Source organism: Gracilibacillus thailandensis, from assembly GCF_010994055.1.
Lineage (GTDB): Bacteria > Bacillota > Bacilli > Bacillales > Amphibacillaceae > Gracilibacillus > Gracilibacillus lacisalsi.
The window spans coordinates 46,096-59,040 of the sequence record NZ_WJID01000017.1; the positions used below are offsets into that span (position 1 = coordinate 46,096).

At 37.2% G+C, this 12,945-nt stretch carries 11 protein-coding genes; 8 read left to right on the top strand and 3 right to left on the bottom strand.

All coding sequences use genetic code 11. The features are described from left to right. Positions 1-17: 17 nt before the first annotated feature. Positions 18-635 (top strand): LysE family transporter, encoded by a 618-nt coding sequence (locus GH715_RS06975; protein ID WP_153834760.1) that lies wholly within the window; start codon positions 18-20, stop codon positions 633-635. 56 nt (positions 636-691) lie between these two features. Then, a complete protein-coding gene (locus tag GH715_RS06980; protein ID WP_163578510.1) occupies positions 692-2,023 on the top strand; it encodes an amino acid permease in 1,332 nt (443 codons plus the stop codon). 69 nt (positions 2,024-2,092) lie between these two features. Here GH715_RS06980 and GH715_RS06985 read toward each other — a convergent pair whose 3' ends face one another. Then, positions 2,093-3,010: an SDR family oxidoreductase gene (locus tag GH715_RS06985; protein ID WP_153834761.1), complete on the bottom strand. Its 918-nt coding sequence runs from the start codon at positions 3,008-3,010 to the stop codon at positions 2,093-2,095. A 156-nt stretch (positions 3,011-3,166) separates the two neighbouring features. Here GH715_RS06985 and GH715_RS06990 point away from each other — a divergent pair, with 156 nt between their 5' ends. The 6 genes from GH715_RS06990 (at position 3,167) to GH715_RS07015 (ending at position 10,699) form a co-directional block, all read left to right on the top strand. Continuing rightward, a complete protein-coding gene (locus tag GH715_RS06990) occupies positions 3,167-3,337 on the top strand; it encodes a hypothetical protein (protein ID WP_163578511.1) in 171 nt (56 codons plus the stop codon). A 402-nt stretch (positions 3,338-3,739) separates the two neighbouring features. Further along, positions 3,740-5,788: a catalase gene (locus tag GH715_RS06995; protein ID WP_153834762.1), complete on the top strand. Its 2,049-nt coding sequence runs from the start codon at positions 3,740-3,742 to the stop codon at positions 5,786-5,788. Between the two features lie 240 nt (positions 5,789-6,028). Continuing rightward, entirely contained in the window at positions 6,029-7,576 is a 1,548-nt protein-coding gene (locus tag GH715_RS07000) for a spore germination protein (RefSeq protein WP_163578516.1), read from the top strand. Beyond that, positions 7,576-8,673 (top strand): GerAB/ArcD/ProY family transporter, encoded by a 1,098-nt coding sequence (locus GH715_RS07005; RefSeq protein WP_153834763.1) that lies wholly within the window; start codon positions 7,576-7,578, stop codon positions 8,671-8,673. Before GH715_RS07000 ends, GH715_RS07005 begins: the two co-directional genes overlap by 1 nt. Position 8,674: 1 nt before the next feature. Beyond that, entirely contained in the window at positions 8,675-9,853 is a 1,179-nt protein-coding gene (locus GH715_RS07010) for a Ger(x)C family spore germination protein (protein WP_153834764.1), read from the top strand. 381 nt (positions 9,854-10,234) lie between these two features. Further along, a complete protein-coding gene (locus tag GH715_RS07015) occupies positions 10,235-10,699 on the top strand; it encodes a hypothetical protein (RefSeq protein ID WP_163578512.1) in 465 nt (154 codons plus the stop codon). Between the two features lie 202 nt (positions 10,700-10,901). On the opposite strand, the gene GH715_RS07020 is transcribed toward GH715_RS07015, so the two are convergent. Both GH715_RS07020 and GH715_RS07025 read right to left on the bottom strand, forming a co-directional pair. Then, the gene (locus tag GH715_RS07020; RefSeq protein ID WP_153834765.1) at positions 10,902-11,918 is read right to left on the bottom strand and encodes a DUF3231 family protein; all 1,017 of its coding nucleotides are present in this window, start codon (positions 11,916-11,918) and stop codon (positions 10,902-10,904) included. 107 nt (positions 11,919-12,025) lie between these two features. Beyond that, positions 12,026-12,889, bottom strand: a complete 864-nt coding sequence (locus GH715_RS07025) for a DMT family transporter (protein ID WP_153834766.1) — start codon at positions 12,887-12,889, stop codon at positions 12,026-12,028. Positions 12,890-12,945 lie beyond the last annotated feature (56 nt).

Below are 12,945 nucleotides of genomic sequence, written 5' to 3' on the forward strand. Positions count from 1 at the left end.
TGGGGGAGTGAAAGCAGTTGACAATTTTTCTTAGTTATATGTTTCTCGGCTTATCTTTAGCCGCACCACTTGGTCCGATTAATGCGGCACAAATTAATCAAGGAATTAAAAATGGCTTCCTGCACTCATGGATGATCGGTTTAGGATCCATTATAGCAGAGTTGTTTTTTATTCTTGCTGTTTATTTTGGGGTTGTCCATTTTTTAGAAACTCCTTTTATGAAGACTTTCTTATGGTCGTTTGGTGCATTCGTTCTCTTGTATACAGGTATTGAAAGTATGGTTTCCACACAATCGGTCCAATTAAGAGAGGAACGTGATTCATTACGAAAGACCTTTACTTCTGGATTTCTGATTTCCATCAGCAATCCGCTCTCGATTTTGTTTTGGTTAGGAATTTACGGATCGGTACTAGCTAACACAATCGATAAATATGATACACTCCATTTGATTTGGTACAGCTCGGCAATTATTCTCGGGGTCATGATCTGGGATGTATCAATGGCACTAATCTCCAGTGGATCACGTCGTTTATTATCAGAGAAAACACTGAAAATGATCTCTGTTGTTACAGGACTTTCCTTAATTGGTTTTGCCATTTATTTTGGTTATCAAGCCATTCTACTCATATTTTAGATCACCTTATCCCATACTAAACATGGTTTAGTTTAAATGGATAAGGAGAATGTTGTGTGAGTGAATCATCAGCTTCATCAGAAAAGAAAATAGCTTGGTGGCAATTGGCACTGACCGGAGTCGGATGTACGATTGGGACAGGCTATTTTCTTGGTTCAAGTATTGGAATCAAACTTACCGGTCCTTCAATCGTTTTTTCTTTTTTGATTGCGGCTATCGGCACCTATATTGTCTTTAATTTATTAGCAAAAATGTCGGCTGCTGATCCTCAAGAAGGCTCTTTTTGCTATTATGCGGAAAAAGCATTTGGCAAATGGGCAGGCTTTAGCTGTGGTTGGAATTATTGGTGTTCGAGCATATTGATTATGGGTAGTCAATTAATTGCCTTGGCTATCTTGACAAAAGCATGGTTTCCGAATATTCCGCTTTGGGTGTTTGCGGCTATTTATGCGGTACTTTCTATTTTGGTCATCCTACTTGGCACAGGAGGATTTGACCGTATTGAAGATTTTTTAGCAGTCATTAAAACCGCTGCGATTTTTATGTTTATTATTATTGCCGTCATTGCACTATCTGGCGGAATTCCAGGTGGTTCAGCCTCCCAGCCAGGCATTCCAACTAATTTAGATGATACTTTTACCGGTGGATACAAAGGATTTTGGGCATCATTAATATATGCTTTCTATGCTTTTGGCGGTATTGAAGTCATCGGATTAATGGCAATCCGATTGAAGAAAAAAGAAGATGCGCCGAAAACCGGAAAAGTGATGTTAGGATTACTCGCTATTATCTACATCATCTCCCTTTGTCTAGCAGTAATCATGGCTCCAGTTGACAAATTCGACCCAAGTGAGTCACCTTTTGTAACAGCTTTAGCCGATTATTCATTACCATTTTTTCCACATGTCTTTAACGCAGCCATCATTGTTGCAGGCTTCTCTACAATGACTGCTGCTTTATTTGGAGTTGTCACTTTGTTAGTAACATTGGCAAAAGACGGTGACGCACCAAAAATTTTTTCGAAAAAAATGAAAAAGTTTAAAGAACTGCCTTTCCCTTCATTATTACTTGCCACAATTGGATTAGCAGCTTCTGTTATTACTGCGTTATTGTTACCGGAAAAGATCTACGAGTATATAACAACAGCTGCCGGAATCTTATTGCTTTTCAATTGGGCATTTATTATCCTTTCATCATGGAGTGTTTTAAAAGGAATAAAACTGTTAAACAAGGTGATCGCATCTATCGGATTACTATTTATTGCAGCAGCGGTATCGGGGACTTTAATGGATCAAAGTATTCGGCCTGGATTTTGGATCAGTTTGTTGCTCGTATTAATCATTACGGTTATTACGCTGTTTATGAGAAGACATTGGAACAACCAGTAATTGTTCCAATGTCACATAAAATTTATCGTTAACTTTTTTAAAGAAAACACTGCTTATCATTTCACCGAATTAACCAAACACCTGACCTCCGTTCACATGAAGTGTTTGTCCCGTTACAAAGCGGGAATCATCTGAAGCAAGATAGACAAACGTTGGGGCGATTTCAAACGGTTGACCTTGGCGATCCATCGGGTTACCTGCAAGTGCAACTTCATCAGCAGAAAAACTGGAAGGTATTAATGGTGTCCAAAAACGCCCTGGGGCAATGGCATTGACTCTTATCCCTTTTTTGACTAGATTTCTGGCAAGTGCACGTGTAAAGCCAATATTGGCTCCTTTAGTCGCAGTATAATCAATTAATTGATCGTATCCGTAAAATGTAACAACTGAGGAAGTATTAATGATCGAACTACCTGCTTTTAAGTATTTTAGTGCCGCTCTTGTTGTATAAAAATGAGAGTATATATTCACTTTAAACGTGTCATCAAACTGTTCATCTGTAATATCTTCTAAACTTAACTGCTGAAATTGAATTCCGACATGGTTGCATAAAACATCTAGCTGACCAAATTTTTCTACTGTCTTTTCCACAATCGCACTGCATTGCTGCTTTTCTCTTAAATCTCCCGGTAATAGCAAACAACTCTGGCCTAATTCCTCAATTCGGTTTTTAGTTCGATTGGCATCATCATGTTCATCTAAATAAGCAATCGCTATGTTCGCTCCTTCTTTTGCAAAAGCAATCGCAGCTGCTGCCCCCATTCCACTATCTCCACCTGTAATAAGTGCTACCTTATCTTTTAACTTCCCACTTCCCTGATATTGAGGATTTTCAACGATCGGCTTAGGCACCATTAAATCTTCTACACCAGGTTGGCGATATTGACGTTGTTCAGGCACTGTCAAGGCTACCTCTTCATATTGGGTTATCTTTCCGTAATTCGGATACATGGGATACTCTTCATGGCTCGGCCTGTTATCAGACATGTAAAAACCTCCTTTTAATCTTGCTAAAAGTACTCTATGTCATATAGGCGAATGTCGTGTTTGTCTTATAGATGAAAACTTTTGATTCAAAGAATTTAAAATAAACTAGCTCGCTAAGATAAAAGAAAGCATAACCTGCTATCAGGAGGTGAAACAATGCGCTATTATTACAACCCAGAAGTAAAGTACTTATTGATTCCGAAATCTCGGAATAAGGAAAATGTTTTATACGACAATAATCCAACACCTTGGCAACTGCCTGCGATTGGATCTAGACCACCTTATTATACGAATCCTGCTTATCAACCATATTATCCAATCATATAACATGGAGTAGAAAAATCAGGAAAAATGAAAACTTTAAAAAAAGACAACCAATTCAAAGCAGGAAGTATAGCACTTTTTCCCCGGAACTGGACGGCGCTTCCGGGGATATCTCTTTTCCTTCCATGGATATAATCGATTATCCTCGGAAGAAAACTCTTTTTCCCCGGAGCAGAGACGGGGCTTCCGGGGATATCTCCTTCCCTTCCATGAATATAGTCGTTTATCCTCGGAAGGGAACTCTTTTTCCTCGGAACAGGACGACGCTTCCGGGGATATCTCCTTCAGTGGGGGTTGCAAGACGGCATAGAAAATACTTTTGTCCCTCCTTACATATCACGCAACAAAAAATGAAAATAATCCCAAATACTTCTTCATATCATGTAACAAGAAGGAGGTATGAAAATGGCCGATGAACGCAAGGGACATACGAACAAAAAAGACCATCAGTTAGATCAGTTTCGTGTTGATGATAAAGGAAAAAAGCTGACTACCAATCAAGGGCTAAAAGTATCAGAAGATGAATTTTCACTCAAAGCGGGCGTGCGTGGTCCCACTTTAATGGAAGATTTCCATTTCCGTGAAAAAATGACTCATTTTGATCATGAACGAATTCCTGAACGGGTTGTCCATGCACGTGGATTTGCAGCTCATGGTGAATTCCAACTCTATGAAAGTATGAGAAATGTTACGAAAGCAAAATTTTTACAGGACGTAACCATTAAAACTCCTGTGTTTGTTCGTTTTTCAACAGTAGTAGGCTCTCGAGGATCTGCTGATACTGTTCGGGATGTACGCGGGTTCGCTACGAAATTCTATACAGATGAAGGCAATTTTGATTTAGTCGGGAATAATATACCAGTTTTTTTCATCCAAGACGGTATTAAATTCCCTGATATGGTACATGCAATTAAACCGGAACCACACAATGAAATACCACAAGCATCATCAGCACATGACACATTTTGGGACTTTGTCGCTAACAATCAAGAAACAGCTCATATGATCATGTGGCTTATGTCTGATCGAGCAATCCCTAGAAGCTTTCGAATGATGGAAGGCTTCGGCGTGCATACATTCCGTTTTGTCAATGAACAAGGTAAAGCCTATTTTGTGAAATTTCACTGGAAACCTACGCTTGGTACCCATTCTCTTATTTGGGATGAGGCACATGAACTAGCTGGAAGAGATCCTGACTTTCATCGCCGCGATCTATGGGAAGCGATTGAGAATGGATATTATCCTGAATTTGAATTGGGTGTTCAGATCATTAACGAAGAAGATGAGTTTGCCTTTGATTTTGATATTTTAGATGCCACGAAGATTTGGCCGGAGGAAGACGTACCTGTTCGAATTATCGGCAAAATGACATTAAACCAAAATGTCGATAATGTATTTGCAGAAACAGAACAAGTTGCCTTTCATCCTGGGCATGTAGTACCTGGAATCGATTTTACCAATGACCCTCTTTTACAAGCACGATTATTCTCTTATACAGATACACAGCTTATTCGTCTTGGTGGTCCAAATTTTCATGAAATTCCAATTAATAGACCGGTTTGTCCATTCCGTAATAATCAACGTGATGGCTATCACAGACAAACGATTAACGTTGGTAAAGTAAGCTACCACAAGAACTCATTGGCTGGGAATACTCCATCAGAAGCAAGTGTTGCAGAAGGAGGTTATCAACACTACCAAGAAAAAGTAGAAGGGCGTAAAGTCCAAGGTAGAAGTAAAAGTTTTGCAGATCACTTCTCTCAAGCGACCTTATTCTGGAACAGTATAAGTGAAACGGAAAAAATGCATATTATTAACGCATTTAGATTTGAATTAGGGAAAGTGAAAAGCAAATCTGTTAGACAACAAGTAGTTGATATGTTTGCTAACGTGAACTTAGAATTAGCGATAGCAATTGCTGTAGATATCGGTGTAGTTCCTCCTAAATCAGGTGGTTCGAATATAACAAAAGCATCTCCTGCACTTAGTCAGCAGAATACAACATTTAGTGCTTTTTCTCGTTCGGTTGCTGTTATTGTCACAGATGGCTTTCATGATGCTGATGTAAAATATGTATTGTCCTCCCTAAAAGCATCCGGTCTCCAGCCCGAAATTGTTAGTGAAAAACTTGGCATCATAACAGGAATGAATGGCACACAGCTTGAAGTTGATCATGCGAACTTAACAGCTGATTCAGTGTTATTTGATGCAGTATATATGATTAGAGGAAGTGACAGAAATAAGAAATTTAATAAGGATATAGCGTACTTTATTGACGAAGCATTCTCTCATTATAAGACAATAGGTGCTACACACGAAGGAATCCAATGGTTTGAAATCAATGATTTTGACGGTAAGACCGGCGTGGTGATTGCAAATAACATGAACACCTTTGCCCATGAATTTATAAAGGAGGTTGCCGTTCATCGACATTGGAATCGGCAAATAGTCTAAGCCACTAAAACGAGTCTCATTCTTAGTCATAAGAATGAGACTCGTTTTAACTGATTGTGAGGAACAGTTTCTTCTACCAATCCCCATTCCTTCTCAACATCTTCCTATCTGATAAACTGCATCAAAAAAGTCCCGACTATTTCTTTTGCCAACTACATATTTTCTAATCCCGTTCTTTTGTATAGAAACAGTTAAAATTGGGAAACAAAAGGGAAGAACGAAATTTTTGAGGTGGTTAAAATACGCATAAATTCATTCTTAAATCGTAACAAAAAAACCGTAAGGGAGAAAGATGATTCTAATAACATTCAATTAGTTGAAAGCCTAGATAAGAATCTTAGAAATCTAAGAACATTGTTAGACGAACCGGATGATCTGGTAATTCGAACATTTACTATCCGAGGCTCAGAGCATAAATGTGCCACGGTTTATATAGAGGGACTGGTGGACGGTGCTTATGTAAGAAATCATATTATAGAAAATTTACAGCTGAAAATTGTACGTGAACAAATACCCGATAATAAACAAAAGCTTTTGGATATATTAAATCAAGAAATTCTATCTACATCTACCATCAAAGAAGGCTATACATTGGATGATGTGTCGAATGAAATTTTAAGCGGGAGTACAGTTCTTTATTTAGATGGACTAGACAAAGTACTTATAATCAGTACACAAGGCTGGGATAAACGTGATATTCAAGAACCTATAACAGAATCTCTGATTCGTGGCCCTAGGGATGGTTTTGTAGAAGATTTACGTACGAATATCGTCTTGATGCGCCGTTATATTCAAGACCAAAATTTACGATTTAAGACATATCAAATTGGTAGAAGATCCAAGAAAAATCTAGTAGTAACTTATATAGCTGATGTCATTCATCCGGACATCTTAAAAGAAATTAATAGAAGATTAGAATCCATTGACACAGATGATGCTCCAGAATCAGGATTTGTTGAACAATGGATTGAGGATGACTATCTTTCTCCATTTCCTCAACTTATGAATACAGAACGACCGGATAAAGCCTCTTCTGCGCTTTTGCAAGGAAAAGCTGTCATTATGCTTGATGGTAGTCCATTTGTTTTAATTGCTCCGACTACGTTAGGGAGCTCTATGCAATCCCCTGAGGATTATTATGAGCGATGGACTATAGGGACCTTATTAAGAATCTTACGGTATATAGCAGCATTTATTGCTATATTTTTACCGTCTTTATATATTGCGCTAGTTTCTTTTCACCCTGGAATGATCCCAACCAATTTAACCTTTTCGATTGCGGCATCAAGGCAGGGTGTTCCTTTTACCCCTTTAATAGAAGCATTGCTTATGGCTGTTACGATGGAGTTGTTACGAGAAGCAGGGGCACGATTACCAAAGACAATTGGGCAAACGATTGGAATTGTTGGAGGACTAGTAATAGGGGATGCTGCAGTACAAGCAGGAATTGTAAGTCCGATCATGGTAATTGTTGTTGCTCTAAATGCAATTGCATCGTTTGCCTTACCAGCATATAGTCTTGCAATTGCTTTTAGAATCATTCTGTTTGGGTTTATATTCTTATCGGGAATGTTTGGACTCTACGGCATTATTATCGGTTACATTATGGTAAACATTCATATTGTTAACCTTAAAAGTATCGGGGTTCCATATTCCACACCATTTGCTCCTACCTTCTTTAAGGATTGGGAAGATCTTATTTTCCGAAAACCCATTCCACTGTTAACAAAAAGGCCTCAATATATGGAAACAAAAGATAAGCAGTCAACGGATAAGGAGAATAGGTAATGAATAAATTTGAATATGCTGATGATAAAATATCCGAAAAGCAAATATTAGTCGCCGTACCCTCATTTGTGATTGGTATAGGCATTCTTTCTCTACCACAGAGTGTCGCCTCTGCAACAACAGCGTCCGATGGCTGGGTATCTATATTAATCGGAGGCATGATTGCTATTATCATCACCTGGTTTGTTGCTAAACTTTCAACAAGCTTTCCAAATCAGTCTTTTATAAATTATTCATCAGCTATTGTCTCAAAACCTATAGCAATATTGCTAACATTACTATTCTCCATTCTATCGATGGGAGTAACTTCATTACAAGTTCGACAAATTGCTGACATTGCCAAGCATTATTTATTACAAGAAACACCAGTAGAGATCATCTCATTCACTTTTCTACTATTGATCATTTATGCCGTAGCAGGTTCTAGAATAGGTATATTCCGATTAAATACCATGTTCTTACCATTCGTATTTTCTGTCGCATTGATTGTTATTGTTTTTAATATAAAATGGTTTGACCTAGGCTTGTTATCCCCAACTTTTGAGTCTAGTTTTAACGGATATGTGGAAGGAGCTAAAAATAGTATATTGTCTTATGCAGGATTTAGTATACTTTGGTTTTATATCACACTTGTTAAAAAACCTAACAAAGCCCCACAAATGGCCGTTTTAGGGATGTGTATCCCTGTTGTTTTATATTTAGCCCTATTCCTTAGCTGTATCGTAGTTTTCGGAAACTCTGTTACTTCCAACTTACAGTATCCCACCATCGAATTAGCTAAAATAGCGGAAATTCCAGGTGGTATTTTGGAACGATTTGAATCATTATTTTTCGTTATTTGGATCATGGCTATTTTCAATACAACTACAATGGCCTTCGACATTGCTGTACTCGCAGTTAACACCATTTTTAAAAACATGAGTAAAATTAAGCTTATCTTCATCATTGCACCCATTGTATATATTACAAGTATGTCCCCACAAGATTTCGTACAGGTATCTGCCTTTGCTTCGATTATTGGCTATAGCTCGGTTCTATACACTGTATTTGTTGTTATTTTATTATATGTTATCGCTAAAATAAGGAGAGTGAAGTAACATGAAACACCTTCTTCCATTTCTCTTTTGCACCATTGCAGTATTACTTACAGGGTGTTGGGATGAATTACCAATCGATGAAAGAGGCTTTGTTATTGGAAGCGCGATCGATATGGATGATAAAAAAGAAAAAGGTGAATATGACATAACTTTGACTAGTCAGTTTGTAATACCAGGTAATTTATCCAGCCCCACTCAAGATGGAGGAGATAAACTTGCATTCAAAAATATATCTGTTACTGGGCAGAGTGCATTTCAAATTTCTAGGGAAATGTTAGGTCTTACAAACTGGATTCCTAACTATGAACATTTAAAAATTTTGATTGTTTCAAGTGAAGTCGCAAGTGAACCAAATTTATTTTCAAGTGTTGTAGATGCTTTTATTCGTGATCATGAAATGCGTAGAGGAATAAAAGTGATGATATCTGATGGTGCTGCAAAAGATGTGCTTGGACAAACGTCAGAAACTGAGGAGCTTCCTGCTCGATTCATCGATAAAATTATGGAAAACAATGTAAAATCTTTAGAGTTAATTGAACCGGTTCGGATAGGCTTATTGCATCGATATTTGTTAAATGAAAGCAGTTATATGCTTCCACTTCTTACATCATCAGCGGAGAATGTTAATTATAATGGTGTAGCTGTATTTGACGGAAAATCAGATCAGCAGGTCGGCACTCTTATGGGTGATGACATAAAGGGTTTCAGACTAATAAAAGGAGATATTAAAAATGGCATATTAAATTTCCAAATAGATGGAGAGCTCATGATATATGAGATAAGTGACGCAAGAAGTTCCATAAAAATAAATGCTAAAAACAAGGAAAATGTAAAAATATCGATCTCAATTGATACAGAAGGATACATTGCTGAAATGTTTGGTAGTAAATCTCTTCAAGATCAAGCATATATAGATAAAATTGAAGAGGAAATCAATAAAAAAATAGAGGAAATCGTAACCAAATCAGTAGAGACAGCACAGGACGAATTAAAGATTGACTTTTTCGATTTCAGTAACATACTAAGACAAAAACACTATGAAGACTGGAAGAAGATTAAGGGTAATTGGGAACATGGAGATAATCTTTTTTCACAAAGTACTGTAGAAATATCTGCTAAGGCTATTGTAAGGAATATTGGTGCTTCGGATAAAGTAAAAGACGTAGGAATGGAGAGATAAACATGTGGGAAGTTATATTAGGTACACTACCTAAAAAATTAATTTTGATCTGTACTTTATTAACTTTTATAGTGCCCTATGTTATTTATAAAATAAATCAAAAACTCCATCAAAATGGGGATCCTCCTTGGAAGAAAAAAAATTAGCATATATTTTTGTTTTTTTTTTACATTTGGATTTTATCACAGCAAAGATAATTTAAATTAATCTATAAATTTAGTTATAATTTATTCCATTATCTGGAACACTAAACTTGATAATACTTAAAGAAGGTGTAAATAATGAACCGTAATACTACAGTAACATCACTGAATAAAAGGTACACACCGCTTTTCCCAATAATTCAAAAAATCAAACTACTATCAGAAAGGTTCAAGAAATGTGAAAGCATCTGAGGCTATACTATGGAGTATCGCATTACCAGGATTCGCTCAAGTGCTCAATGGAAGAATAGTTAAGGGGATTATCTTAATTGGATTAGAGTTTTTAATTAATGTTCAGTCACATTTAAACCAAATCATTATTTTTAGTTTTTATGGCCAAATTGATATGGCTATTGCAACAGCAAACTTTCAATGGCTCATGTTTTACCCATGTTTATATTTTTTTGCTATGTGGGATGCATATCGTGATGCAGGCGGTGATAAGAAGCCCTATGCTTACTTGCCATTTGTATTTTCTGCGTATTTCGTAACGGTGGGAACGATTTATTCTTCAACGTTCACTTTGTTCGAGGTCCTCTTAGGGCCATTATGGCTACCAATAGTAAGTGTAATACCAGGGATGCTTGTAGGATTTCTGTTGCAAATATTCATGAGAAAGCGAAACTCCATAAGATATCAATAGAGAGCAGTTCCCAAGATACATCCTTTTGTTATATAATTCATGATAAAAAAAGTGCAGAGCGCCCGTTTAGAAACGTAGCGGCTTCAGAATCAACTGAGATAAAGGTATCACGGTGAGTTTACGACCGATGATGACTTATCCTAGGACGATTCGTGCTAGTTTCTGGGCGCTCGGAGCTTGACAAATTATTTACTTTTTGAGATTATCCTTCTTTATTTCTTGCTAATTTTTCGCGATCTTTCGTTCTTGGTGGTTGTTCTAACCAATTGTTCTCTATCATAATGTCTGCACCACTTTTGGCTAACTTTGATACTTCTAACGACAGACGTTCATAATCGACCATCAAATCACTTCGTTGACTGGCAGCTGCAGCAGTAGCATAATTACCAATTCCAGCTGACATGAGTAGTGACATATGAAACATTATTAGCTTGTCAGAGAACGTTTTAGTAGTCGAATCACTTATTGCGAGATCTGGAACCTCTGGAACATCCATATCATTTTCTAAGAGTGTATCAGTGAAAACTTTAATATGCTTTTGGGAGACTTTTTTTGCTCTCAGCATAAAATCTTGTACTTCTTTTGTTGGAGAGGTTTGGGCAAATGATAAACATAACTTTAAACCTATTGTATTTGTCTCTATATTCATATACAAATGGGAAATTTCGATAGCATTCAATGGTCGTTTTTGCGTCAGTGGGTTCAAACCACTCATATATTTTTTGCTATCGACATAATTCGTTTCTTTTGGGACTTCGATATATGGATGTCTTGCATTTACTCCTTTGGCTAAAGCTATTTCAGTTGATCGATTAAAAAGCTCTATTGATTCATTAAGAGCATTTGTAAAATAATTTCGTATATCCTCTCTGTCACTCATAGCGACAGATCCACTATAGGAAACCATCCCTACTTTTGCTATATGATTAATATAACTTAAGCAAAATAAATCGGTATAAAGCCATGGAGAATCCAAGTTTACATCTTGTTCAACAAATCCGTTAGGCTGTACATAATTATCCTGCTCGAAAATGGTAAGCAAGCTGTCAAGATGACTCGATGAAATGTCATAAGCATTCTGAACAACTGGTTTTATATCGGGATCCTCAATATGTTGCAGCATAAACTTTAACACGCATTTCGACATACTATCATTCATGTAGCCCGTCCACAGTGTAGCAATCTCACCAGATGTTAGATGAATTATTTTATCACGCATAAGTAACCTCCAATAATAGTATTCATATATTTATTATGCTCAAAAATCATGCATAATATGAGATATAATCTATATACAGCCTATCTATTAGAAGAGGTTAATTAATGTTATAGTGACGATTTTCGAATCGACAAGAAAACGAGCGCGGTAAAGATTAGGGCTAAACCAATAAGTATTTGTACAGTTATTACTTCTTTTACAACTACCATTCCTAAAATAGATGCGGTGAGTGGTTCTGCAAGTGAAAGTGTCACAGCTGTTGCTGCGGAAGTACCTAACAAACCACGGGCAAAGAATAAGTAAGCGATCGCAGTTGCTAAAATTCCTAAATGTAATGCTACGATAATGCCATTCGATTCCAATAACCAAGAAAAATCATATAAGAATAAAATTGGTGATAATAAAATCGCGGCCAACGTGAACACCACTGCAACAACCGTTTCCGATCGATGTTGTTCCAATAACTTTTTGCTAAACAAGGTATATGCTGCAAAGGATAACCCCGCTCCAACAGCCATCAGAATCCCTAATGGTGATATGGTAACGGTCTCTTGATTCGAAGCTAGCAATGTACAACCTGCTACCGCTAAAATAGTAGCCAACCACCATCTTCTGTCAGGGATATGTCGATAGAATAACCATTCTAGTAATCCCGCTAATATTGGTGCACTCCCAATTGCTACCACCGTACCAACCGCTACCCCTGTCCAAGATACCGCAGAGAAAAAAAGTGGTTGATAAGCTGCCATCGATACTGCTGCTAAGCATGTCGTCAGCTTGGGCCACCTTTTGATATAAAATTTTCCTTGTATGACTACAAACACTAATAAAACTATTCCACCTATCGCTAAACGAATCGCCCCAATAGCTACAGGATGTGCGGATGATGGTGCAAAATTTTGAGCTGTACCTGTTGTCCCCCATAGTACAGCAGCAACCAATATCAATAAAAAAGCTTTCCGCTGACTCATAAAACGCTCTCCCAACTTTCTTATGACTTCGTGAACAACGCAATTCAAAATCATTT

Excerpts from the sequence above, each read along its gene's own strand:
- GH715_RS07010 (WP_153834764.1), top strand. The coding sequence starts at position 8,675 with ATGAAACACCTTCTTCCATTTCTCTTTTGCACCATTGCAGTATTACTT.
- GH715_RS07005 (WP_153834763.1), top strand. The coding sequence starts at position 7,576 with ATGAATAAATTTGAATATGCTGATGATAAAATATCCGAAAAGCAAATA.
- GH715_RS06990 (WP_163578511.1), top strand. The coding sequence starts at position 3,167 with ATGCGCTATTATTACAACCCAGAAGTAAAGTACTTATTGATTCCGAAA.
- GH715_RS07025 (WP_153834766.1), bottom strand. The coding sequence starts at position 12,889 with ATGAGTCAGCGGAAAGCTTTTTTATTGATATTGGTTGCTGCTGTACTA.
- GH715_RS06995 (WP_153834762.1), top strand. The coding sequence starts at position 3,740 with ATGGCCGATGAACGCAAGGGACATACGAACAAAAAAGACCATCAGTTA.
- GH715_RS06985 (WP_153834761.1), bottom strand. The coding sequence starts at position 3,010 with ATGTCTGATAACAGGCCGAGCCATGAAGAGTATCCCATGTATCCGAAT.
- GH715_RS07020 (WP_153834765.1), bottom strand. The coding sequence starts at position 11,918 with ATGCGTGATAAAATAATTCATCTAACATCTGGTGAGATTGCTACACTG.